We start from the raw sequence: 22746 nt of genomic DNA on the forward strand, positions 1-22746 counted from the left end.
TTTATTTTTAACGTAAGAAAAACACTAAAAACATAATCTTAAAAAAAGTTTCTATTGTTTCTAGTACCCCCAATTTTGTACTTTTGGTTTAAAAATATACCAATGCAAAATATCATTGATCGCTTTCTAAAGTATGTAAAAATAGATACCCAAAGCGACCCCAATTCCAGCACCACCCCAAGCACCGAAAAACAATGGTATTTAGCAGATTTGCTCGTTGAGGAGTTATTGGAAATTGGAATGGAGGAAGTCTCTATTGACAATAAGGCCTACATTACAGCTACCTTGCCCAGCAACCTTAATATAGAGGTACCCACTATTGGTTTTATTTCTCATTTTGACACATCTCCAGACTTTTCCGGAGCCAATGTGAACCCTCAAATTATTGAGAATTATGATGGAAAGGACATTGTTCTAAACCATATGGAAAACATTGTTCTTTCTCCTGATTATTTTGAAGATTTACTACAATATAAGGGCCAGACGTTGATTACTACAGATGGCACTACCCTACTTGGCGCAGATGACAAGGCCGGAATTACGGAAATAATCACCGCGATGGAATATCTTATTAATCATCCCGAAATAAAACACGGTAAGATTAGAATAGGTTTTACTCCTGACGAGGAAATAGGTAGAGGGGCACATCATTTTGATGTTGAAAAATTTGGCGCAGATTGGGCCTACACTATGGACGGAAGCCAAGTTGGTGAGTTGGAGTATGAAAATTTTAATGCAGCTAGCGCCAAAGTAATCATCAAAGGAAAAAGTGTTCACCCGGGATATGCCAAGAACAAAATGGTAAATGCCATAAGCATTGCCAGCGAATTTTTAGAAATCCTGCCCCCGGAAGAAACACCCCAGAATACCTCGGGTAGAGAAGGGTTCTTTCATGTACACCATATAAAGGGCGAAATAGAACATGCCGAATTTGAATTGATTGTAAGGGACCATGATAAAACGCACTTTGAAAACAGGAAGCAACTGCTTCGTGATATCACCGAAAAACTGAACCACATTCACGGCAATTGTATTAGCTTGGAAATTAAAGACCAGTATTTTAACATGCGCGAAAAGGTAGAACCTGTTTTTCATATTGTGGAACTGGCAAAAGAAGCTATGGAAGCCATGCGTGTTACCCCAATCATAAAACCCATACGTGGCGGAACAGATGGTTCGCAATTAAGCTATATGGGGCTACCATGTCCTAATATCTTTGCCGGAGGACATAATTTTCATGGTAAATACGAGTACGTTCCCGTGGAAAGTATGATAAAAGCTACTGAAGTCATTATTAAAATATGTGAGCTTGTAGCCAAAAAAGCGGTGTAAAGACAAATGCTTACCTTTAAGAGAGAATCTTAAAAGTCCATAAACACATGGATACATCCGAAAAAATTGAGGCCTATTTTGCCGAAGAACATCACTTTAAAAAAGCCATTGGCCAATTGCGAGATCTGGTTTTAAAAACCGATGTTGTTGAGACCTATAAGTGGAATTTTCCAACCTATACTATCACTAAGAAAAATGTATTGGCTATTTGTAAATTCAAGAATCATTTTGGTATTTGGTTCTTTAACGGTGTCTTTTTAAGCGACCCCGGAAACATTCTTGAAAATGCCCAAGAAGGAAAGACCCAAGCCATGCGCCACTGGAAATTTTTCTCAGAAAAAGATATTGACCCCATTAAAGTTTCGGCATATATAAACGAAGCTATTGAAAACCAAAAGAAAGGTATTGAACTGGCCAGAAGTCCTAAAAGCAAAATTACCCGCGTAACCGTTCCTCCTGAACTGGAAAATGTATTCAAAGCTCAGCCCAAAGTAAAGAGATGTTTTAAAAAACTATCGCCATATAAACAGAAAGAATATGCGGAATACATTGCAAACGCCAAGCGAGAACAAACGAAAGCAAGTAGAATGGAAAAGATTTTACCTATGATAATCGAAGGCAAAGGCCTTAACGATTTATACCGATAAATAATGCTCCCAAACCTAAATAGATGTTAGGTTTGGGAGCATTTTTCTCTACAACATTGGTAATTTCCAGCCGTTTTGATAATTGACGGTAATAAGTTTATTTGCCTCTTCTTCTTTAAATTTTCCGGAAGTACCGTCCCAATAGATACGGTTGCCCGTTTTAAATGCCACATTGCCCATGTGAGAAACCAAAGCGGCATCATACCCGACTTTAATGGGTGCATTTAGTTTAGAATTATCCCTGGTTTTTACCGCTTCAATAAAATTCTTGGTGTGTAAGTCCAATCCGCTTGCATTTCCTTTATCATACGAAACAGCTTCCATTTTAGGGGTTCCTTTTTTACCCCATCCGGCAAACTCTTCCTCAGGTATTACTTCCCACCCGTTCCGATCCACGACCAGTGTACCGTTATTACCTATAAAGGCTATGCCGTGGTTACGCCCATAATTACCGCCATCAATGCCAGTGGCATGTTCCCAAAGAATTGAAAAACCATCATATTCAAAAACGGTCTGTAACGTATCCGGTGTTTCGGAAGCATCTTCCGGGTAAGCAAACTTCCCCCCTAATGCCATAACCGATTTTGGAGTTCCCGCTTTCATTCCATACAAGGCATAATCCAATAAATGTACTCCCCAGTCCGTCATTAATCCGCCAGCATAATCCCAAAACCACCTAAAGTTAAAATGGAATCGGTTTGCATTAAAAGGACGTTCCGGAGCGGGACCTAGCCACATTTTATAATCTACACCTTCTGGAACAGCAGAATCCGAAACAACGGGAACAGGTTTCATCCAACCTTGATAAGCCCATGCTTTTGCCAGACGTATATTTCCTAATTTACCCGAATGCACAAAATTAATAGCATCCACAAAGTGCGGCTGACTACGTTGCCATTGGCCAATCTGTACCATGCGATCACTCGCACCTACATAATTAAGCATGATATTGGATTCCTGTATTGAATTTGCTATTGGTTTTTCACAATATACGTCCTTACCTGCCATAAGGGCATCTGTTAACTGAAGACAATGCCAATGATCGGGAGTACCAATAATGACCACATCAATATCTTTGTTTTCTAAAAGCTTCCGATAGTCACGATACCATAGCGGCTTCTTAATTCCCGCTTTTTCAAGGTCAGCAGTTCTAGTCTTTAGAACGGCTTCGTCTACATCGCAAAGTGCAATCACATTAATTTCGCTAATCTTCAGCATAGAGGTTAGGTCACTAAAACCCATACCCTTACAACCAATAAGCCCAACATTGATTTGGTCATTGGGCCCTACCTTTTTTCTTAAAGTAGCCAAAAGCTCCATTGGAAATAAAAATGCGGCACTAGAGCCTGCTAAGGCCAAAGTACTTTTTTTGATAAAGTTTCGTCTATTATGGTACATCATTCCGGTTTGTTTGTTCAGAACATGAATATACTAATTTACCTTAGCACAAGACCAAAAAAAACACCGCTACTAATAGCGGTGTTTCTTAACATACATTAAAGTGTACGCTTATTTCTTTTCGGGTGCGTTCAGTTTTTTGCTCATTTCCATAGAAATAGCAGAACGGTCAAATTTTAATTTACCGGCCATAGTTTCAAGAATGCAAGAAAAGTCATTGTCATTCAAATCCATGATTTTACCGTGTAAACCACTTTTAGTAATTACCCTATCGCCTCTTTTTAATTCAGCTGCGAATTTCTTTTCATCCTTTTGACGTTTCATTTGTGGGCGTATCATAAAGAAATACGCAACCACAAAAATCAAGATCATTGGAAGAAACTGTCCTATATCACCCATAATTTTATTATCTGATCTATTATTATTTTGTTGGTCCTACCGGAGCAGCTCCTTTAGGATTTACAAACGCTTTAATACGTAATTGCTCTGTACCTTTCTCGGTATTTGCGTTTACAGTAATGGTTTTAGTTACTTGGTTCTGTCCTGATCCATTAAACTTAACTACCAACTCACCTGTTTCTCCTGGTGCAATAGGGTCTTTTGGAGGATTAGGAACCGTACAACCACAAGAACTAGTTGCGTTTGTAATTATCAAAGGTGCGTTACCCGTGTTTTTAAAAGTAAAAACAGTTTCTTGGGGCGTACCTTGCTCAATAGTACCAAAGTCATGTTCTGCTTTTTCAAATTCCATTACCGGAATTTGCTTACCAGCCTCATCACGTTGTGCAGCTTCTACAACGTTATCCGTTTTTACTTTGCTCGACGCATTTTCTTTACAGGAAGCGAACGCGATAAGCGAACATAAACTCAGGGCAAAAAATGTTTTTCTCATATCTCTAACTTTAATTTGAGGTAAAATTAATCAATTATTTTAAATCAGCCCCCTACCTATTTTGTTAAGCTTTCCTTCCTTTTTGTATTCTTTTACAAGGTTATCCAAAATACCGTTAATGAAAATACTACTCTTTGGAGTAGAATACTCCTTGGCTATTTCCAAAAACTCATTAATGGTAACTTTTTCGGGTATTGACGGAAAGTTCAATAGTTCGCAAATGGCCATCTTTAAAAGAATTGCATCCATATCGGCAATCCGATCTTTGTCCCAATTAGGTGTTTTACCCTCTATTTCTTTGGTAAGCTCCCCATCTTTTAACAATGTTTTCCTAAGAAGTTTTTGGGCAAACTCCATATCTTCTTTATCCTTTAATAAACGAGGCAGAAAGAAAGATGTAGATTGATCGTTCTTTACCTTCTTGAACATTTTTAAGATATAGGTATTTACGATAGGAATATCATCTACCCAAGTAAGGTTATTATCTTCAAAATAATCGTAGATTTTTTCGTCTGGAGCAATGACCTCTTTGAACAACGTAATTATAAACTCTTTGTCCGCCGTATATGTGCTGCCCTCAGTGGACATATATTTTTGGTAAGCATCACTTGCAACAATGTTGTTGTAGATAATTTTTACATATTCTTCGTTCAAATACCAATTATCCAACTTTCGCTTCTTAAGCTCAGCTTTTAAAGGCTCATTGTGCACCAACTGAAGTAATAGTTTGTTGTTTACAAATTTTGCCTTATCCGGAAAATCATCCGATGCGTTAGCCAAATACTTTTTAGAGGAAATCCGTAATTGGTCCGATCCTCGTTGCTGAATTTCTATAATCAAGCTCAGCATTAAGAGGTAGAGCGTATACATATTGTCTATGCTAAACCGCAGAAATTTTTCTTGTTTCTCTAAAGATTCGTCTTTAGATTGGGTAATTGCATAAATACATTGCATTACTTTTACCCGTATATGTCTTCGTGTTAGCATTTTAAAGAACTTTTTTGGAATAGTATTGGTTTGACTTTCACGTGGCAAAAATAAGAATAAAGCCCAAAAGACTACTATACAAAACGATGAAACAACGGCTACTTTTTCCAATCCCCACCCACCAACAGGCCAAAGCCTTGTTTTTAAGCCTTTTGAGGCTTGATAAAATATAAAATGTTACCGTAAATTTAACTTTCGGAAATCGTTGAATCGAATTTAAGACTAATTAAGTCTCCTAACATCTTATGGTATTTATAACATATCGTTTATCACCAAACCCTTATCTTTGATTCATTAAAAATAGCTCTAGCCTAAACCTTTCATGAAGGAACTTGCACACCTAAACAAATACTTTAAAAAATATTGGTCTAAATTATTGATCGGGGTAGTCATAACCATTGTTGCGCGTGTGCTACAATTGGTAATGCCCAGATACGTAAAAGAATCTATCCAAGTCATTGAAAACTTTATGGATGGGCAGGTTGGTGAATCGGCAGCAAAAACACTACTGTTAGAGTACATTCTTATAATTGTTGGTGCCGCACTGCTTTCCGGATTTTTCACCTTCTTGATGCGCCAGACTATAATTAACGTATCTAGATATATTGAATACGACCTTAAGAATGAAATATTTGATCACTACCAGTTTTTAAGCCTCAATTTTTATAAAAAAAATAGGACCGGTGATTTAATGAACCGTATTAGCGAAGACGTAAATCAGGTTCGAATGTACACAGGCCCGGCGTTAATGTACGGTATAAACACTATTACACTGTTTGCCTGCATTATTCCTATTATGTTTATGACGGCCCCCACATTGGCCGCATATACACTAATTCCATTGCCTATTTTATCCGTACTTATTTATTACATAAGTAAAGTTATTCATGAACGCAGTACCATTGTTCAGCAATACCTCTCCAATTTATCAACCTTCACCCAAGAAATATTTTCCGGTGTTTCCGTAATAAAGGCATACGCTTTGGAACCGCAAACAAATAACGACCTAAGTGCCTTGGCAATTGAAGGAAAAGACAAAAGCATGGACCTAGCCAAAGTAAATGCATGGTTCTTTCCCCTAATGATCTTATTGATAGGTATTAGCAATATATTCGTTATTTATATAGGCGGAAAACAATATATAAATGGCGAAATAGCTTCCGCCGGTGTCATTGCCGAATTTGTTCTTTATGTGAATATGCTAACGTGGCCGGTAGCTATAATTGGTTGGTTAACCTCCATTGTACAGCGCGCCGAAGCTTCTCAAAAACGTATAAACGAATTCTTGAACGAAACACCGGATATTAGGAACACCGTTCTTGAAGAAACACCGATCAAGGGAAAAATAGAGTTCAGAAATGTAACCTTTACCTATGAGGATACAGAAATAACCGCCCTTAAGAACATTTCCTTTACTATTAATGAAGGGGAAACTGTGGCAATTCTGGGCAAAACCGGCTCCGGAAAATCTACAATCCTAGACCTTATTGCCAGATTGTACGATGTAACTTCCGGAGAAATCTTAATTGATGACATCCCCATAAAGCAATTGAACATTGACAGCCTCCGAAAATCTATTGGTGCCGTTCCTCAAGATGCTTTCTTGTTCTCGGACTCCATCAAGAACAACATAAAGTTCGGTAAGGAAAATGCTACTGAAGAAGAAGTTATGGAAGCTGCCAAAAATGCTGTAGTACACCAAAACATAAGTGGTTTTCAAAAAGGATATGAAACTGTTTTGGGAGAAAGGGGAATTACCTTAAGTGGAGGACAAAAACAGCGAGTTTCCATTGCAAGGGCCCTACTTAAAAAACCAGAGGTTTATTTATTTGATGATTGCCTATCTGCGGTAGATACCGAAACCGAAGAAGAAATCCTCAACAATCTTAAAAACGCCTCCAAAAACCGCACCACACTCATCGTTAGCCACAGGGTATCATCGGCTAAAAATGCAGACAAGGTACTGGTTCTCTCCAATGGAGAACTTCTTCAAGAAGGCAACCACACTGATTTAAACGGTGTTGAAGGGTATTACAAAGAGTTGTACTACACGCAACTGTCAGAGAAAGAAAACTAAAAAATTGTTGTCGTATTGGCTTTTTTTTTACATTTTTGAAAGATTAACAACTATTAACTAGACACTAAACGCGATGAACGAAAAAGATTCAATGGACCAGGAGGAAATTCATTCCAAAGTATTACGGGCAGGAAGACGAACCTATTTCTTTGATGTACGAAGTACAAAGGCAGGCGATTATTATTTGACTATTACCGAGAGCAAAAAATTTACACATGATGACGGCTCTTTTCATTACAAAAAACATAAAATTTACCTCTACAAAGAAGATTTTGAGGCTTTTAGGGAAAACGTAGAGGAAATGATGAACTTTATTATTGAGGAAAAAGGTTCTGAAGTTATCTCTGAACGTCACCAAAAAGATTTCAAGAAAGAAGAAGAAATCCCAACTAACGGAGAGTTGAAATCTACCGAAACAGGAAGCTTTACAGATGTTAGTTTTGACGATATCTAAAGCTCATAAAATTAATATAAAAACGACCCTTAAAGGGTCGTTTTTTATTTTATAAAGTCTTGTTCCGTCATCAAAAATCAGTTGTTACGAACATACGCCCAGTTGTAAATAAATAGGAACAATATTACCATTAGTCCTACAAGACCACTGCACAGTAAAGCAATTACGGTAAACAAAAGTGCATAGTATACCGGATAGGCCAATAGCGCAAATCCAAAACGTAACGTTCCCATAAATTCAGGTTCCCAAACTTTAGGCTTGGCCCATTTTCGCCATATAAAAAGTATGGGGAAATTTAGAATTGCAAAAAGAGCATTAGCCAAGATTCCTAGAATTCCTTTTTTCTTTTTTACAGGCTCCACAGATATAGAGCTATCTAAGGTTCCTACGACCTTATTGGTCTCAAAAGGATTCAAAAAATCTACATCCAAAGCATTTAGTTGCCCAGAAATGTTTTCATAGGCCTTTTCATCTTCAATATGTGTTGTAAGTTGCTTCAACCTATCGGATACCAGCCCTTTTACATTATTTACAGAACCTTGCACGTCATCAGCATCATACATGGTATTCACCAAAATACTTTTATCAAAGTATATGGCCACTTGATCCGGAAAGCCCGAATTGCTCTTATAATTAAGTCCTACGGGTACAATATGTATTTCCGTATCCGGCAATCTCTCTACGGCATTAAAAAGAATACGTGTAAAACCTTTACTCAAGGGGCGTACGCGGCGCTTAATATTATGATTGGCTTCGGGAAACATTACAATAGCATGCCCGTTCCCGAAAATTTCCGCACATTGATCAAAAACCGCTTGGTTGTTCTTTAAGGCTTCCCTCCCATCCCTAATCCTATAAATGGGAATCATTCGCAAATAGGCAAAAAATTTCTTCAGCGTAGGTTTTGTAAACACATCTGATCGCGTTAGAAAGAAAGGTTTCCTATTGCAATCTACCGCAATTAAGAGTACATCTAATAATGCGCTTTGGTGGTTTGGCAAAAAGAGTACTGGTTTATTTTTTGGCACATTTTCCAGTCCTGAGACCTGTATTTTACCGTAGTAGAGATACAATCCGGTCTTAATCCAGGTTTTCAATAGTTGATAGCCTATATTTTTCAAGTCAGTGTTTCTGTTTTAATTGGTTTATAGCTCCAAACTGCAGCAAGCACAAGACCTGAAATCAAGTGCCAAATTCCCCAAAATGCGGCCAATAAGGCCATTCCGCCCAGGCCGTCAAAAAAGGAAAAAATTAAAAGTAAGCCCAGTCCAGAATTTTGAATACCCGTTTCTATAGTTATTGAGCGTATATTTCTTTTGGATAGTCCCATAACTTTCGCAAACGAAAATCCCGTTACAAAGGCCAATATATTATGCAAAACTACAATCCAGAAAACATACATTACATAATCATAAAATACAGCCCTATTGTTATACAGTGCCAAAAATACCAATAGTATAAAAAACACCAATGAAACCACTTTAAGAACTTTACCCAAAGTCCTTGCTAATTTAGGTCTTAGGTGGTTTACCCAAATACCTAAAACCAATGGCAGTCCCAACAGCAATGAAACCAGTTGAATCATTTGCCAAGGAGACAGAGCTACTTCCTTTAGGATTTGATGGGTTGGTTCATACAGACTTCCCCAAAACTGGAGATTTAAAGGCGTAAAAATAACAGCCAACAAGGTTGCCGCAGCGGTAAGACTAACGGACAATGCCGTGTTTCCTCCAGCCAAATGCGATATGAAATTAGAAATATTACCACCAGGGCAAGCCGCCACCATAATCATACCCAAAGCAATACTGGGTATAGGCTCAATTAACCATACCAAGACAAAGGTTAATAGAGGAAGTAAAATAAATTGACTGATCAGTCCCGCAAAAATGGGCTTGGGATTTTGGAAAAGGCCCTTAAAATCGGAAACAGAAATTTCTAGTGCAATACCAAACATTACCAAAGCAAGGGAAATATTCAGTACCCATTGTGCTTGGGCATCAAAATTAAGTGGTACGTTATCTAGAAGGTTTTCGGTCAATCAGTTATGATATTTTCAATCCGTTGGCAACAACTGCTTTTGGTTCTAAAAGCTCTACATCTTTGCCGTTGACAGCACCCAATATAAGACATTCGCTCATAAAATTTGCAATTTGTTTTTTAGGAAAGTTAACTACCGCAACTACCTGTGAACCTAAGAGTTGTTCTTTGGTATAAAGTGTAGTGACCTGGGCAGATGTCTTTTTTACTCCAATTTCTTCACCAAAATCTATATGTAATTGATATGCCGGATTTCTGGCTTCCGGGAAATCTTCAGCTCTTACAACCGTTCCCACACGCATATCTATTTTTGCAAAATCTTCCCAATTTATCGTTTTCTCCATGTAATAAAAAAATTAATTCACTTATAGAAGATGAAGGTAAAAATAGATTACGGTTTGGCAAAGACACTCAAAATTCTTTTTATAACTTTAAGCTTTAAACATAACAAAAATGGCAAATACACCCAGTAACATGCTTCCGCTTGGCACTATAGCACCGGATTTTAACTTGTTGAATACCATAACCGATTCCCAAGCCGGCCTAACCGAACTAAAAGGTAGCAAAGGAACGGTTATTGCTTTTATATGCAACCATTGCCCTTTTGTTAAACATGTAAGCCCTGAACTGGCTAAAATGGCCAAAATCTATCAGACCAAAGGAATAGGTTTCATTGCCATCTCAAGTAACGATGTTATAAACTACCCACAGGATGCACCCCATCTCATGAAAAAAACAGCCCAGGAAGAAGGGTATACTTTTCCTTATTTGTATGATGAAACACAAGCTGTAGCTCAAGCTTACGATGCCGCCTGTACTCCTGATTTTTATGTATTTGACGCCGATTTAAAGTTGGTATATCGTGGGCAGTTTGATGATTCCAGACCTGGAAATGGAATACCTGTAACCGGGAATGACCTAAAAAATGCCCTTGATGCCTTAATAGATAATACGCCGGTAAACGCACACCAAAAACCAAGTATTGGCTGTAATATAAAATGGAAAAAATAGTCCCCAACTTTTGAATTATGGACTACCAGCCCTTTCTCTCTATTAAATTAAAAATTTGGGCAAAATGATGTCTTCCATGCCATGCATAATGACCAATATTAAGGTCTAGAGGTACTTGAACATTTCCGCTCGGATGGGTAAATGTTCTTTGGAGTTGTACATTTGAAAGTCCCTTTAACAAGTGAACCAGTTTACCGTGCACCGCCTTTAAATGATCAAGTGATAGTTGAATAGGTGCTGTTCTAGTATCAAAAAGTTCGGCCCAAGCTTTTTCATCGTAAGCTTTTATGACGGGATTATCCTCTGTTAGTGCCCATTTAAAACGAATATAGCTGTTGTGGTGACTGTCTGCAATATGATGCACCGTTTGTCTTACCGTCCACCCCTCGGGACGGTAGGGTGTCTCTAACTGTTCTTCGTTTAAATTCTTGACCAAATTCTCCAATTCTTGAGGAATCATCTCCAAAACATGAATCCATTCCTTTATGTGTTCATGGGTTATTTGTGCAGGCGCCTCAAATTTTCCTATTGGGTATTTTAACTGTTCCAACTTGTTCTTTTCCATGCTTTAAAAGTAAGAAACTTTAATACATTTTTAACCATAAAATTAAGGTTGTGCTTCATTAATCTACTAAATTTATAGGATTAAATTTCAACCCTAAAAACATATTATAATGGCAACAATACGATTGGGCGATAAAGCCCCTAACTTTACGGCAGACAGTTCCATAGGCGAAATTAACCTATACGATTATCTAGGTGATAGCTGGGGAATTCTATTTTCCCACCCTGCAGACTTTACACCGGTTTGTACTACGGAATTAGGTACCGCTGCACAATTTAAAGGTGAATTTGATAAACGTAACGTTAAAATGATTGCATTGAGTGTAGATGGTGCCGCATCTCATGTAGAGTGGATCAAAGACATTAATGAAGTTCAGAATACTAATGTAGAATTTCCGATTATAGCAGATGAAGACCGAAAGGTTTCCGATTTATATGACATGATTCACCCAAAAGCGGATAGTACCCTAACTGTACGTTCTGTATTTATTATTGCTCCGGACAGAACGGTTAAACTTATGTTGACCTACCCTGCTTCTACGGGTCGTAATTTTTATGAATTGTTACGGGTTATTGACTCATTACAACTTACTGCAAACCATAAGGTAGCAACACCTGCTAACTGGAAAAATGGTGAGGACGTTGTTGTTAGCCCAGCAATTTCTACAGAAGATGCCAAAACAATTTTCAGTAAGGGCGTTAATGAAGTAAAACCTTATTTGCGTATGACACCAGACCCAACTGCATAAAAAGGTCCTTTAATATTTTTACAGAGCCATCTACTTTTTAATTAAAATAGATGGCTTTATCATTTCTAAAATTCTTACATAAAAAAGTAGCTTAACTTACTAGGTCCAAACTAAAAAACTTTACTGGATACTTAACGATAGGATGTAAGAAACTCAAAGAAAAGCTATTAGGTAGGTTTTGGCAAAAACAGAAAGTTTAACCCTAACCCTCAGTTAAAGTAAAGATAACTTGGTAAAAATCATTGAATTAATTTTTTATAGTTATCTTTGCGGCATAATTTAATTTAATTTTTTTGTATTATGAGTAAAGGAACAGTAAAATTCTTCAATGATTCCAAAGGTTACGGATTTATCACTGAAGATGGTTCAAGCGAAGATCACTTTGTACACATTTCTGGTTTAATCGATGAAATTCGTGAAGGTGACGTTGTAGAATTTGAGCTACAACAAGGTAAAAAAGGACTGAACGCGGTAAATGTGAAAGTAGTTGACTAAGAAAGACGCAAAAACTTTTTTTATACAAAAGCCCTGTTACCAATGGTAACGGGGCTTTTTTCTTTCCCACATACAAGAAATTCTATTTTTGTCGTAATTTTCGTACATTTGTTTTTAAGTTTTTAACGCAACCCTTTTACTTATTGTGCGTCTAGTTAAAAACTAGGTTTTCCCCACTTAACCAAACAATAGAATATGCTTACTTTTTTTGGTATTATTTTCGTATTGCTTGTAGTAAATATTGTTTTACTCATATTAAGCACAAATAGAGCCAAGAACTCCCGATAATCATTATTGGCGGGGCATTGATTCTTTAGCAGAGCGACCTAAAAATTGCGCTGCCCTTCCTTCTTTTGTTTTTTTCCAGCATAAATTTCAGCGTTTATATAACTCCACCTGCTTTTACATAGGCTGACAAAGCTTAGAATAAACTCTTTATTCTAAGTACAGCTTCCACCTATAACATAAAAAAGCCCTGACATTTCTGCCAAGGCTTTGTATACTGTAACAAAGAATAAATTACTTTTCTTTATTTCACATCCATCAATTCTACATCAAATAATAATGTGGCATTAGGAGGAATAACCCCACCTGCACCAGCACTACCATATCCTAAACTAGACGGAATAACCAATCTTGCTTTGTCTCCTACTTGCAGAAGTTGAATACCTTCATCCCATCCTGGGATTACTTGGCCAACCCCTAATTGAAAATCAATAGGTTGATTACGCTTGTACGAAGAATCAAAAACTTGGCCGTTCACCAAAGAACCTTCATAGTGTACTGATACGGTTTTACCTTTTTCAGCTTGTGCACCACTCCCTTTTTGAATCATTTTGTAACGTAACCCACTTGCGGTTTCATCAAAACCTGCAGCTATTTTATCTAATTCAGCAGCTTGCTTTGCTTTCTCTTCCGCTAGGCGCTCTTCCTTGGAACTTTTAAATTTTTCAAAACTAGCCAGTGCATCCCAATTTTGGGCTTCATCACCTACACGAACAATCTCTAAACTATTTATTTTATCGCCTTGAGCAATAGCATCAACCACATCTTGACCACTTTCTACATGACCAAATACAGTATGTTTATTATCTAACCACGGTGTTGGCACATGCGTAATGAAAAACTGGCTACCGTTGGTTCCAGGACCGGCGTTAGCCATAGAAAGTACTCCTGGTGCAGAATGGGTTAAGTCCGGATGAAATTCGTCATCAAATTTATAACCGGCATCACCTGTACCTGTTCCTTGAGGGCATCCACCTTGTATCATAAAATCAGGAATTACCCTATGGAATTTTAATCCATCATAATAAGGTTCACCTGCTGCTTTTGCAGTATTTTCTTGTTTTCCTTCGGCAAGGGCAACAAAGTTACCTACCGTACCCGGAGTTTTATCATGGGTGAGTTTTACTACTACTTCACCTTTGTCCGTATTGAATTTTGCGTAGATTCCGTCTTGCATTTTTCATTTTTTTAATGAGCGGCAAAGATAAGCAAATTTGTTCGGAAAAATTGGAGGGAAAAGTCTCCTTACAACTATTCCGTTACGCTCCCAAATCAGTGAAAAAATTACTTTACAACGCCATATTTATCAAACAAATACACTAAACTGGCCATACTGGCGGCACCTAGTTCCAGCTCACGTTTATTAACATGCTCAAAAGTATCGTTCTCTGCATGGTGATGCACAAAATAGCGTTGTGAATCCGGTCTTAAGCCGGCCAATACCATTTGGTCATCTTTTAACGGGCGAATATCCGCACCGCTATAGCCTTTCTCAAAAAGGTGAATATAATACGGTTCAAACAAAGTTTTCCAACTTTGAACCTGTTTTAGGTTTTCATCGGAACAATCAAAAGAAAATCCGCGAGGGGTAAAACCACCTGCATCACTCTCTAAAGCAAAAACGTGTTTTTCTTTTTTATTGCTGGCTACCTCGGCATACTTATTACCGCCTCTTAATCCGTTTTCCTCGTTCATGAACAAAACCACCCTTATAGTTCTTTTAGGCTTATAACCCGTAGTTTTCAACAAGCGTAATACATCCATACTCTGTACACATCCCGCTCCGTCATCATGAGAACCGTCTCCAAGGTCCCAAGAATCCAAATGTCCTCCTACGACCATAATTTCGTTTGGGAACTCGCTTCCTTTAATCTCCCCAATTACATTAAACGACTCCACATCATCAAACTGTTTGCAGTTCTGTTTAAAATAAAATTGAGTATCCTCACTCAACTTTAAGGTTGTACTCAACAGCTCTGCTCCCTTTGTGCTAATGGCCGCAGCCGGAATCCTTTTTGACACAGGTGTGTCTCCATACCCCATAGATCCTGTATGTGGGTAATCATCCAACCTCAAATTCATTGATCTTACGATTACGCCAACCGCTCCATACTTAGCGGCTTCCTCCGCTCCGGAATAACGTTGATCTACGCAACCCGTATATGCGGCAAACGTGCTGATCAGCGTTGGGTCCATAGGACGGTTATAAAAAACAATTTTGCCCTCTATTTTTGATTTGCCCAACTTTTCCAAGTCTTCTATTCCTTGTACTTCTACCACCCCGGCTTTTAGTCCGCCCAATGGAGTAGCCACAGAACCTCCCAAGGCACAAATTGACACGTTTGTAGATAAACCCGGACTGGTTTCAAAATATGCGAATTCAGGAGTGCCCCGTACCCATTTTGGCACTTTTACCGGCTGAAGCCATACTCTATCAAGACCCAAGGAATCTAACTGTGCCTTAGTATAATCTACTGCCAATTGCGCCTGCACACTGCCGGATAACCTACCTCCTATCTGATTGGAAAGGTAATTGAGCCAATCATAAGCCTTCCCTTTAGTAAGCGCTTGATTATATATTTTTTTTATTTGTTTCTCATCATCGTTCTGAGCGTATCCATAGGTACTAAAGATTAAGCCCAACAAGAGAACTATAACTTTCTTCATTCTGCTTCTTTTTCCAATTGTTCTTTATAGAGTGCCAAATTGGCCTTTATCTTATCGTCTAGCTCCGGTTCCTTAATATCCTTATACTTTTTAAGTTCTTCCAGTAAAACGGATGCTACAATAACCCGTGCCGCTTTTTTATTGTCCGCAGGTACAATGTACCAAGGCGCATGGGCTTTGGATGTTTCATTAATAGCTTCTTCGTAACAGTTCCGGTACGTATCCCAAAGTTTGCGTTCTTTAAGATCTCCCGGGGAAAATTTCCAATTTTTACGTTTTAAAGCTAGCCTTCTAAGTAATCTTAAGCACTGTTCCTCTTTAGATAGGTGCAGGTAAAATTTAAAGATAATCGTACCATTTTCGGCAATGTGGCGCTCAAAATTATTGATTTGTTCAAAACGTTTATCCCAAAATTTTTGATCTATATCTGCTACCGAATGAATCCCAGGAATGTGCTCTCCCATAATATATTCAGGATGTACACGGGTTACCAGGACATTCTCATAATGTGTTCTATTAAAAACCCCAAATTTACCTTTGGCAGGCAAAGCTATGTAATGCCTCCACAAATAATCATGGCCCAGCTCCAACTCCGTAGGCACTTTAAAACTGTGTACCACAACACCGCGTGCATTAAAGTCCTTGAACACCTCACGAATCAAACTGTCCTTACCAGCGGTATCCATACCCTGTAGACAGATAAGAACACTATATTTCGCATGAGCATATAGTGTGTCTTGAAAATCACCTAGCTCTTCACGGATGTTTTCTAAATCCTTTTTTAATTCTTTATCGGTCTTACCGAAATCCTCTCTCGTGGGCCGCTCTAGAAGTTTAACCTTCCCGTCCACTCTAAATGAAGTAATTTTTGACTCGTACATAGGTTGAATATAAAACTATTTTACCGTTGAACGGTATCAAATGTTAAAAAAAATGACCGTTTAACAACAGAACTGCCCGGTTTATCCAAAATACCATGCACAGTAGGTTGTCCATCGAAAAAACTACAGGTTAACAAGCTGGCGTGCTTAACTTTACACCGTAAATAACCCCAAATTTTACAGCAGAAAAAGCCTAGCCTATGAAGTTATACTACTTTATATTATTTCTTTTCATGTTTTCATTTTCGCACTCTTTTGGAGCCACCCAAGATTGCGATTATGCCAATTCTAACTTGGGCTACGTAAAAAACCAGACCAAAAAAGCACTTTCTATGAAAGATTTGCAAATGGCCAGATTCTATACATTTAAGGCCCTGAATGCACTTGAAAAATCGAAAAATCAAATAGCGGATTGCGGTTGTGAATATGCTTCGGACAGTGTCATAGAGAATATTGAATATCTAAAAAATGCCACCAGAGCCACCTCTCTTGCCGGTACCCGCATATTACTTAACAAAGCGCTTGAATTCAGTAAAGAAAGTTTAGAAGCCATTGCCAATCATGATGAGCATGGCAGCATATATGGTTCCAATAATCTGGTCATGAATGTAGAAAATCCTGAGGAAGAAGTTACTATGTCCTTCCTTGATAATACCAAAATACAACAAAAGATAGATACCTCTTTATTGAAGTACAAAGCTTCATTGGACAAGGTTATAAATACAGTAGATTGTGCCGAAGCCAGAGCCTTTGCACAAAACATCTATGAAAACTGTGAGCAAGAACTTCTTAAGCCGCACCTGTCCGAAAGTAAGAAATACTACAATCTAAAGACAAAAGAGATAACTGCACAAGCTTTGGAGCGTTTGGGTAAATGTGAAAGATAGAATTGTTCCTAACCTTTGCTTATTTCCATACCCACTCTTGCTACTTGCTTGCAAAGAGTTTTACATCCTCTTCCGTAACTTCTTTCCCTCCCAAGATAATTAAACGTTCAACTACGTTTCTAAGCTCTCTTATATTCCCGGTCCAATCGTAACTTTTTAAAAGTTTTATGGCTTTCGCCGAAAACGTTTTGGAAGCACTGCCCTGTTCCGAAGCTATTTTTTTCGCAAAATGTTCAATAAGCAAAGGAATATCATCACGCCTATCGTTCAAAGCTGGAACCTGAATTAATATAACCGCCAATCTATGGTATAAATCTTCACGGAAATTACCTTCTTCTATTTCCTTTTTAAGATTTTTGTTGGTTGCCGCTATAACGCGTACATCTACTTTTATATCCTTATCCGTTCCTACACGAGATATTTTACTTTCCTGTAGTGCTCTCAACACCTTAGCCTGAGCAGATAAACTCATATCACCAATTTCATCTAGAAAAATGGTTCCTTTATTTGCCGCTTCAAATTTACCGGCACGATCGCGAACGGCAGATGTAAAGGCACCTTTTACATGGCCAAAGAGTTCGCTCTCTATTAATTCCGAAGGTATGGCCGCACAGTTCACCTCAACAAAAGGGGCTGAGCTACGTTCGCTCTTTTCATGCACCCAATGCGCAACCAATTCCTTACCGGTACCATTTGAACCTGTAATAAGTACACGTGCATCCGTAGGTGCTACTTTTTCAATCATATCTTTAATGACGGTGATTTCTTTACTCTCACCTATCATCTCATAATTCTTGCTAACCTTTTTCTTTAACTTCTTATTCTCTACTACCAATACTTTTCTATCCACCGCATTACGAACGGTAGTCAGAAGCCTATTAAGGTCCGGTGGTTTTGAAATGTAATCAAACGCTCCTAGCCTCATTGTATTGACCGCAGTATCCAAATCTCCGTGCCCGGAAATCATGATAAATGGTGTTTCCGGTTTTATCTTACGAGCTGCCTCCAACACTTCTACCCCATCCATTTTAGGCATTTTTATATCACAAAGCACAAGATCATAATCATTGTTCTTTACTGCCTCTAGACCTTTAACTCCATCTTCCGCCTCTTCTAACTGATAGCTATCGCTCTCTTCTGAGAGAATCTTGACCAATACACGTCTAATTGCGGCTTCGTCTTCAATTATTAAAATTTTGGGCATAGTATCTTAATTTTAAAGTCCTATTCTAAATCCTGTTCTAAAATAAAAACTAGGGTTATCGTTTAACGTAAAAATATCATTTCTTTCTTCATCTCTCAAAACACCGTCTTGAAATACCGTATGACCAGCGTAGGCGTAAACGAACGTACTCGCCGCCAACTTAAACTGATAACCTACCGTTACCAAGGCCGCAGACGAGGATACGGAAGAAGCACTTATCGTATTTGGCAGCACTATATTATTCTGCAAATTCACATAATACCCATCAAATATAAACTCAGTTTGAAATTGGTGTCTTTCTTTTAAATGGTATTTCATTCCCGTTTTGGGTATCCCAACTACAAAACTCCAGTTTTTATGAAAACGCTGTTCGTAATAAAAAATAGGAATGGGGACACGAAGTGCTACCGTAGAATTATAGGCAAGACCTAACACCATTATACTTGGTTTGTCTATATTTTTCTTCTCTTTTAAAAAACCGATTGTTGAGTTCACTGAAAAATCCCCATTCTCAATTGGGTTTGTTAAGGTAGATGACAAACGGGGCGTGACCACCCCAATAAAGCGCCAATTTGGATTGAATTTCCAAACATAGGCCATATTAAAATCCACTACATGAAACTGTTTTAACCCTGCATTACTGAACGGAAGCTCTCGCGCGAGATTATAGGCTAGACGGTTATACTCCGCTCCAATAACAAGGTTATTGGAATCCTTAACTTTTATTGGCACGTTTACCAAAAGCTTCATTCGGGACAACTCCGCATCGGAATTGTTCCTTGGCATCATCATGTACTCTAATCTTACTACGTCCGGGGTTTGTCCGAACCCCACAAAAGACCATAAAAGAAAAAAGATAATACGGGCACTAAACTTGCTACTATTCACCCTGTTTTGGTTCAATATTACTTGTATTACTATATTGAAACGGCTTTTGCTGAATAATATGTATATCTCTTTGCGGAAAAGGTATAGAAATATTGTTACTTCTAAATTCCGCGTCTAACTTATAACGCATTTCACTTTTTATTTTGGGGACACTAAAACTATCGTTCGTATAGAAATTAAGGGAAAACATTAAGGCCGAATCGCCAAAATCTTCAAAAATTACAAATGGTTTGGGGCTTTTTAACAGCCCTTTTTGCTTTGCAGCAATTCCTTCTAAAATACTGGTGGCCAAATTAACATCACTACCATAGGCAATTCCTATTTTAATCTGCTCCCTAGTGGTTTTATGGTTTTGGGTGTAATTGTAAATTATATCACTAATGAACTTGTGGTTGGGAATAATAATAACCTTATCATCTCTTGTAATGGCGCGGGTGGTTCTCAATTTTATTTCGAACACCTTACCTACCTTACTGTCTACCTCTATAATATCCCCAACATGGAGAGACTTGTCAATTATTATAAAAATACCACCTATTACATCTTGAAAAAGCTCCTGTAATGCCAACCCCAAACCTACAAAAAGTGCCGCCGAAGCCGTAAGAAGCAGTGTTATATCTATTCCTGCCGCACTCATGGTCAAAAGTATGACCACCATATAGACAACGTACCTAATAAACTTAAAAACGCTAATAAACTTAAGCTTATCATCTCCGGACATACGTCTGGTTAAAAGGGTTCGCAACCATTTTAAAACCACTCCGGTAATCAAAAATGCAGCAACTAGCAAAAGTAGAAGACCAATGGTTATGTTAATGGTGTTCTCGCCTTCGCCATATTTGAGGCCTAGATTAAGAAAGTCTTTAATGGCTCCCCAAATATCTTCTTCTATTATTTCCTCTACTTTACTTTGTGTGTCCTGAATCATGATCAATATCTTAACCACTTGAACAATTCTTTGTAGGTTGGCTTTTTACCGTACATAAGGATACCTACTCTATATATTTTTGCCGCCAACCAAACGATACCTATAAATGTAACGATTAAAAGAATAATAGATGTTATCAACTCCCAAACAGGCACACCTCCTTCTCCAATTCCTCTAGGTAAGCGCATGAGCATAACAATTGGAGATGTTAATGGAAATAACGAAAAACCAACTGCTATGGGGCCATGAGGATTACTAAAAACCGAAAAGAAACCCACGTAAATGGCCAACATTAGAGGAAGAATAATAGGAAATATAAATTGCTGAGTATCCGTTTCATTGTCTACCGCAGCACCAATAGCTGCATAAATTGAACTGTAGATCAAGTATCCCAAAACAAAATAGATAAGAAAGAAGGTAATGAGCATTACCCATGGAATCTTGAACAGTTCCTGAGCGTACAGTTGCATGGTATGATCCACGGAAGGTAACCCGCCCCCCATACTGGAAGCTATAGTAGCCCCAGTATTTAGAGCCACAGGATCAATATCAAAAACTGCAAATGATATTAATAAAAGAATACCTGCGGAGATGATCCATATGGCAAACTGAGTGATTCCCGCCAAGGAAGTACCTATAATTTTACCCAGCATAAGTTGAAAAGGCTTAACTGAAGAGATAATTACCTCAATAATACGGCTGGTCTTTTCCTCTATTACACTACGCATTACAAAACCACCATAAATGATTATAAACATCATGATGAGATAACCAAAACCTCCACCAATAAAAGCTTTTATTTCATTGATTCCCTTAAGATTGGTTTCCCCCGTAAAGGTTGCGGTGTTCATCTCAAAATTTGCATCCATCTTGGCAAAATCTGCTGCCGAGATACCCATTTCGTGTAACCGTTCTTGCCGCAATCGTTCTTGGATGGTATTCTCCAAACGTTCTACCACCTGTGTAGGTGGAGCGTCTTTGGTATAAAAAAACGAATTTTCAGTTACCTCTCTTAAACTAGAGTCCTTAGGAAGGTATAGCAGCCCATCAAAGCCTAAACTGGCAACGGAATCTTTTGCTTCCTCTAAGGTTACATCACTAAACTCTACAAATGAAGTAGTCTCACTAGGAACAAAATCATTTGAAAAATAATCGCTTTGGTTCAATATACCGATAATCCTAGATTCATTATCGTTCACTTTGGCCAGATATGCAACAAGCACCACCATGGCAACCATAAGAATGGGACTTAAAAATGTCATTATTACAAAGGACTTATTCCGCACCTTTGCCAAATACTCCCTTTTTATAATAAGTGATAGCTTATTCATTTAGACCTTTACTTTTGCTTTGTACGGTTTGTATAAAAATTTCGCTTGTAGACGGAATGGTCTCTACAAAGTGATTGATGTTTGCTTTGGACGATAAATAGGTGAGCACCTCACGAGAATCATTAGTGGGTAATTGCAGTGTAAGATCCAACTGATTTTCTTCGGCGTCAAATTGGGAGGTGTTAATGGTAAATTTATCCGTTAGTTCTTTTAAGAGCATATCTGCATGCTGGGTCTGTAAGCCCACTTTAAAAACATTGTTTTTATATGCTTTTTTAATGTCCGATAGCTTACCGTCCAATATTTTTTCGGAACGATGGATCAGTGCAATGTACTCGCAAAGTTCCTCTACAGATTCCATCCTATGCGTAGAAAAAATAATTGATGTACCCTTCTCCTTCAGCTTAAGAATTTCATCCTTTATAATATTGGCATTAATAGGATCAAACCCGCTAAAGGGCTCGTCAAAAATCAATAATTTGGGTTCATGTAATACGGTTACAATAAACTGTATTTTTTGAGCCATCCCTTTAGAAAGTTCCTGGATTTTTTTGTTCCACCAATCCCCAATTTCTAAACGCTCAAACCAAAATTTAAGCCTTTTTTTGGCTTCAGCTTTAGATAAGCCTTTTAATTGTGCCAAGTAGAGTGCTTGCTCGCCCACTTTCATGCTCTTGTAAAGACCGCGCTCTTCCGGCAGGTATCCTATTTGTGCTACGTGTTCCGCCTTTAAGGGTTTTCCATCAAACAAAACCTCACCACTGTCCGGATACGTAATCTGATTTATAATACGAATAAGGGTAGTCTTCCCAGCACCGTTTGGACCTAGGAGTCCGTAAATACTATTTTTGGGAATCTCTAACGATACATTATTTAGAGCGGTATATTCCCCAAATTGTTTGGTGACCTCTTTAGTGACCAAAATATTATCCATGTAAGCAATTTTGTCAAAGATAGTTTTTTGTCCTCACAAGACATTGCCAATATATTCCTAAAAACAAAACCCACCCTTAAGCAAATAAGGATGGGAAA

General features: G+C 38.1%; 24 protein-coding genes. 8 read left to right on the plus strand and 16 right to left on the minus strand.

What is annotated here, in order from left to right; all coding sequences use genetic code 11:
- Positions 1-102: 102 nt before the first annotated feature.
- Entirely contained in the window at positions 103-1332 is a 1230-nt protein-coding gene (gene pepT / locus Q4597_RS18300; protein ID WP_303407539.1) for a peptidase T, read from the plus strand.
- A 47-nt stretch (positions 1333-1379) separates the two neighbouring features.
- Complete coding sequence (locus Q4597_RS18305) at positions 1380-1979, plus strand: YdeI family protein (RefSeq protein WP_303407540.1); 600 nt, start codon at positions 1380-1382, stop codon at positions 1977-1979.
- A gap of 48 nt (positions 1980-2027) precedes the next feature.
- Here the strand turns inward: Q4597_RS18305 and Q4597_RS18310 are convergent, their stop codons facing one another.
- The 4 genes from Q4597_RS18310 to nusB all read right to left on the minus strand — a co-directional run bounded on the left by Q4597_RS18310 (position 2028) and on the right by nusB (position 5256).
- Positions 2028-3377, minus strand: a complete 1350-nt coding sequence (locus Q4597_RS18310) for a Gfo/Idh/MocA family protein (RefSeq protein WP_303407614.1) — start codon at positions 3375-3377, stop codon at positions 2028-2030.
- Positions 3378-3488: 111 nt separating this feature from the next.
- Entirely contained in the window at positions 3489-3776 is a 288-nt protein-coding gene (yajC, locus tag Q4597_RS18315; protein WP_215441488.1) for a preprotein translocase subunit YajC, read from the minus strand.
- 22 nt (positions 3777-3798) lie between these two features.
- Positions 3799-4269, minus strand: a complete 471-nt coding sequence (locus Q4597_RS18320; protein WP_215441486.1) for a DUF1573 domain-containing protein — start codon at positions 4267-4269, stop codon at positions 3799-3801.
- Between the two features lie 39 nt (positions 4270-4308).
- Entirely contained in the window at positions 4309-5256 is a 948-nt protein-coding gene (gene nusB / locus Q4597_RS18325; protein WP_289041389.1) for a transcription antitermination factor NusB, read from the minus strand.
- 322 nt (positions 5257-5578) lie between these two features.
- Here nusB and Q4597_RS18330 point away from each other — a divergent pair, with 322 nt between their 5' ends.
- On the plus strand, positions 5579-7333 hold the full coding sequence (locus Q4597_RS18330; RefSeq protein WP_303407542.1) for an ABC transporter ATP-binding protein: 1755 nt from the start codon (positions 5579-5581) through the stop codon (positions 7331-7333).
- 73 nt (positions 7334-7406) lie between these two features.
- Positions 7407-7787, plus strand: coding sequence for a PUR family DNA/RNA-binding protein (locus Q4597_RS18335; protein ID WP_215441480.1), 381 nt, complete (start codon positions 7407-7409; stop codon positions 7785-7787).
- Between the two features lie 77 nt (positions 7788-7864).
- Here the strand turns inward: Q4597_RS18335 and Q4597_RS18340 are convergent, their stop codons facing one another.
- Genes Q4597_RS18340 through Q4597_RS18350 form a run of 3 tightly spaced genes read right to left on the minus strand, consistent with a single transcriptional unit; the run spans position 7865 to position 10168 of the window.
- Positions 7865-8908 (minus strand): 1-acyl-sn-glycerol-3-phosphate acyltransferase, encoded by a 1044-nt coding sequence (locus Q4597_RS18340; RefSeq protein ID WP_303407544.1) that lies wholly within the window; start codon positions 8906-8908, stop codon positions 7865-7867.
- Positions 8905-9825, minus strand: coding sequence for a bile acid:sodium symporter family protein (locus Q4597_RS18345; RefSeq protein WP_215912639.1), 921 nt, complete (start codon positions 9823-9825; stop codon positions 8905-8907). Before Q4597_RS18345 ends, Q4597_RS18340 begins: the two co-directional genes overlap by 4 nt.
- 4 nt (positions 9826-9829) lie before the next feature.
- Positions 9830-10168, minus strand: a complete 339-nt coding sequence (locus tag Q4597_RS18350) for a tRNA-binding protein (RefSeq protein ID WP_215441474.1) — start codon at positions 10166-10168, stop codon at positions 9830-9832.
- 109 nt (positions 10169-10277) lie between these two features.
- Between Q4597_RS18350 and Q4597_RS18355 the strand changes: the two genes are divergently transcribed.
- Complete coding sequence (locus tag Q4597_RS18355) at positions 10278-10835, plus strand: thioredoxin family protein (RefSeq protein WP_303407545.1); 558 nt, start codon at positions 10278-10280, stop codon at positions 10833-10835.
- 22 nt (positions 10836-10857) lie between these two features.
- Here the strand turns inward: Q4597_RS18355 and Q4597_RS18360 are convergent, their stop codons facing one another.
- Positions 10858-11400: a YfiT family bacillithiol transferase gene (locus tag Q4597_RS18360; protein WP_303407547.1), complete on the minus strand. Its 543-nt coding sequence runs from the start codon at positions 11398-11400 to the stop codon at positions 10858-10860.
- 109 nt (positions 11401-11509) lie between these two features.
- On the opposite strand from Q4597_RS18360, the gene Q4597_RS18365 reads away from it, so the two are divergent.
- Both Q4597_RS18365 and Q4597_RS18370 read left to right on the plus strand, forming a co-directional pair.
- A complete protein-coding gene (locus tag Q4597_RS18365) occupies positions 11510-12148 on the plus strand; it encodes a peroxiredoxin (RefSeq protein ID WP_215441468.1) in 639 nt (212 codons plus the stop codon).
- A gap of 300 nt (positions 12149-12448) precedes the next feature.
- Positions 12449-12643: a cold-shock protein gene (locus Q4597_RS18370; protein ID WP_013994176.1), complete on the plus strand. Its 195-nt coding sequence runs from the start codon at positions 12449-12451 to the stop codon at positions 12641-12643.
- 529 nt (positions 12644-13172) lie between these two features.
- Here the strand turns inward: Q4597_RS18370 and Q4597_RS18375 are convergent.
- The 3 genes from Q4597_RS18375 to Q4597_RS18385 all read right to left on the minus strand — a co-directional run bounded on the left by Q4597_RS18375 (position 13173) and on the right by Q4597_RS18385 (position 16476).
- Positions 13173-14105, minus strand: coding sequence for a peptidylprolyl isomerase (locus tag Q4597_RS18375; protein ID WP_303407550.1), 933 nt, complete (start codon positions 14103-14105; stop codon positions 13173-13175).
- A gap of 107 nt (positions 14106-14212) precedes the next feature.
- The gene (locus tag Q4597_RS18380) at positions 14213-15595 is read right to left on the minus strand and encodes a M20/M25/M40 family metallo-hydrolase (protein ID WP_303407552.1); all 1383 of its coding nucleotides are present in this window, start codon (positions 15593-15595) and stop codon (positions 14213-14215) included.
- Entirely contained in the window at positions 15592-16476 is an 885-nt protein-coding gene (locus Q4597_RS18385) for a PPK2 family polyphosphate kinase (RefSeq protein WP_303407553.1), read from the minus strand. Before Q4597_RS18385 ends, Q4597_RS18380 begins: the two co-directional genes overlap by 4 nt.
- Positions 16477-16676: 200 nt before the next feature.
- Between Q4597_RS18385 and Q4597_RS18390 the strand changes: the two genes are divergently transcribed.
- The gene (locus Q4597_RS18390; RefSeq protein ID WP_303407554.1) at positions 16677-17363 is read left to right on the plus strand and encodes a hypothetical protein; all 687 of its coding nucleotides are present in this window, start codon (positions 16677-16679) and stop codon (positions 17361-17363) included.
- A 40-nt stretch (positions 17364-17403) separates the two neighbouring features.
- Here Q4597_RS18390 and Q4597_RS18395 read toward each other — a convergent pair whose 3' ends face one another.
- The 5 genes from Q4597_RS18395 to Q4597_RS18415 are packed head-to-tail and all read right to left on the minus strand — an operon-like array spanning position 17404 to position 22648.
- The gene (locus Q4597_RS18395) at positions 17404-18567 is read right to left on the minus strand and encodes a sigma-54 dependent transcriptional regulator (protein WP_215441459.1); all 1164 of its coding nucleotides are present in this window, start codon (positions 18565-18567) and stop codon (positions 17404-17406) included.
- 12 nt (positions 18568-18579) lie between these two features.
- Positions 18580-19455, minus strand: a complete 876-nt coding sequence (locus Q4597_RS18400; RefSeq protein WP_215441457.1) for a DUF6268 family outer membrane beta-barrel protein — start codon at positions 19453-19455, stop codon at positions 18580-18582.
- Positions 19448-20383, minus strand: a complete 936-nt coding sequence (locus Q4597_RS18405; RefSeq protein WP_215441455.1) for a mechanosensitive ion channel family protein — start codon at positions 20381-20383, stop codon at positions 19448-19450. Before Q4597_RS18405 ends, Q4597_RS18400 begins: the two co-directional genes overlap by 8 nt.
- 2 nt (positions 20384-20385) lie before the next feature.
- Positions 20386-21714 carry an ABC transporter permease gene (locus Q4597_RS18410; RefSeq protein ID WP_303407556.1) on the minus strand — a complete coding sequence of 443 codons (1329 nt, stop codon included), beginning with the start codon at positions 21712-21714 and terminating at the stop codon, positions 20386-20388.
- Positions 21707-22648: an ABC transporter ATP-binding protein gene (locus Q4597_RS18415; protein WP_215441451.1), complete on the minus strand. Its 942-nt coding sequence runs from the start codon at positions 22646-22648 to the stop codon at positions 21707-21709. Before Q4597_RS18415 ends, Q4597_RS18410 begins: the two co-directional genes overlap by 8 nt.
- Between the last annotated feature and the right edge of the window lie 98 nt (positions 22649-22746).

It is taken from the genome of Zobellia sp. 1_MG-2023 (assembly GCF_030549125.1).
Classification (GTDB): Bacteria; Bacteroidota; Bacteroidia; order Flavobacteriales; family Flavobacteriaceae; genus Zobellia; species Zobellia russellii.

Bases quoted from the DNA above. Each gene is read 5' to 3' on its own strand.
- pepT (WP_303407539.1), top strand. From the start codon at position 103: ATGCAAAATATCATTGATCGCTTTCTAAAGTATGTAAAAATAGATACC.
- Q4597_RS18305 (WP_303407540.1), top strand. From the start codon at position 1,380: ATGGATACATCCGAAAAAATTGAGGCCTATTTTGCCGAAGAACATCAC.
- Q4597_RS18310 (WP_303407614.1), bottom strand. From the start codon at position 3,377: ATGTACCATAATAGACGAAACTTTATCAAAAAAAGTACTTTGGCCTTA.
- yajC (WP_215441488.1), bottom strand. From the start codon at position 3,776: ATGGGTGATATAGGACAGTTTCTTCCAATGATCTTGATTTTTGTGGTT.
- Q4597_RS18320 (WP_215441486.1), bottom strand. From the start codon at position 4,269: ATGAGAAAAACATTTTTTGCCCTGAGTTTATGTTCGCTTATCGCGTTC.
- nusB (WP_289041389.1), bottom strand. From the start codon at position 5,256: ATGCTAACACGAAGACATATACGGGTAAAAGTAATGCAATGTATTTAT.
- Q4597_RS18330 (WP_303407542.1), top strand. From the start codon at position 5,579: ATGAAGGAACTTGCACACCTAAACAAATACTTTAAAAAATATTGGTCT.
- Q4597_RS18335 (WP_215441480.1), top strand. From the start codon at position 7,407: ATGAACGAAAAAGATTCAATGGACCAGGAGGAAATTCATTCCAAAGTA.
- Q4597_RS18350 (WP_215441474.1), bottom strand. From the start codon at position 10,168: ATGGAGAAAACGATAAATTGGGAAGATTTTGCAAAAATAGATATGCGT.
- Q4597_RS18355 (WP_303407545.1), top strand. From the start codon at position 10,278: ATGGCAAATACACCCAGTAACATGCTTCCGCTTGGCACTATAGCACCG.
- Q4597_RS18360 (WP_303407547.1), bottom strand. From the start codon at position 11,400: ATGGAAAAGAACAAGTTGGAACAGTTAAAATACCCAATAGGAAAATTT.
- Q4597_RS18365 (WP_215441468.1), top strand. From the start codon at position 11,510: ATGGCAACAATACGATTGGGCGATAAAGCCCCTAACTTTACGGCAGAC.
- Q4597_RS18370 (WP_013994176.1), top strand. From the start codon at position 12,449: ATGAGTAAAGGAACAGTAAAATTCTTCAATGATTCCAAAGGTTACGGA.
- Q4597_RS18375 (WP_303407550.1), bottom strand. From the start codon at position 14,105: ATGCAAGACGGAATCTACGCAAAATTCAATACGGACAAAGGTGAAGTA.
- Q4597_RS18380 (WP_303407552.1), bottom strand. From the start codon at position 15,595: ATGAAGAAAGTTATAGTTCTCTTGTTGGGCTTAATCTTTAGTACCTAT.
- Q4597_RS18385 (WP_303407553.1), bottom strand. From the start codon at position 16,476: ATGTACGAGTCAAAAATTACTTCATTTAGAGTGGACGGGAAGGTTAAA.
- Q4597_RS18390 (WP_303407554.1), top strand. From the start codon at position 16,677: ATGAAGTTATACTACTTTATATTATTTCTTTTCATGTTTTCATTTTCG.
- Q4597_RS18395 (WP_215441459.1), bottom strand. From the start codon at position 18,567: ATGCCCAAAATTTTAATAATTGAAGACGAAGCCGCAATTAGACGTGTA.
- Q4597_RS18405 (WP_215441455.1), bottom strand. From the start codon at position 20,383: ATGATTCAGGACACACAAAGTAAAGTAGAGGAAATAATAGAAGAAGAT.
- Q4597_RS18410 (WP_303407556.1), bottom strand. From the start codon at position 21,714: ATGAATAAGCTATCACTTATTATAAAAAGGGAGTATTTGGCAAAGGTG.
- Q4597_RS18415 (WP_215441451.1), bottom strand. From the start codon at position 22,648: ATGGATAATATTTTGGTCACTAAAGAGGTCACCAAACAATTTGGGGAA.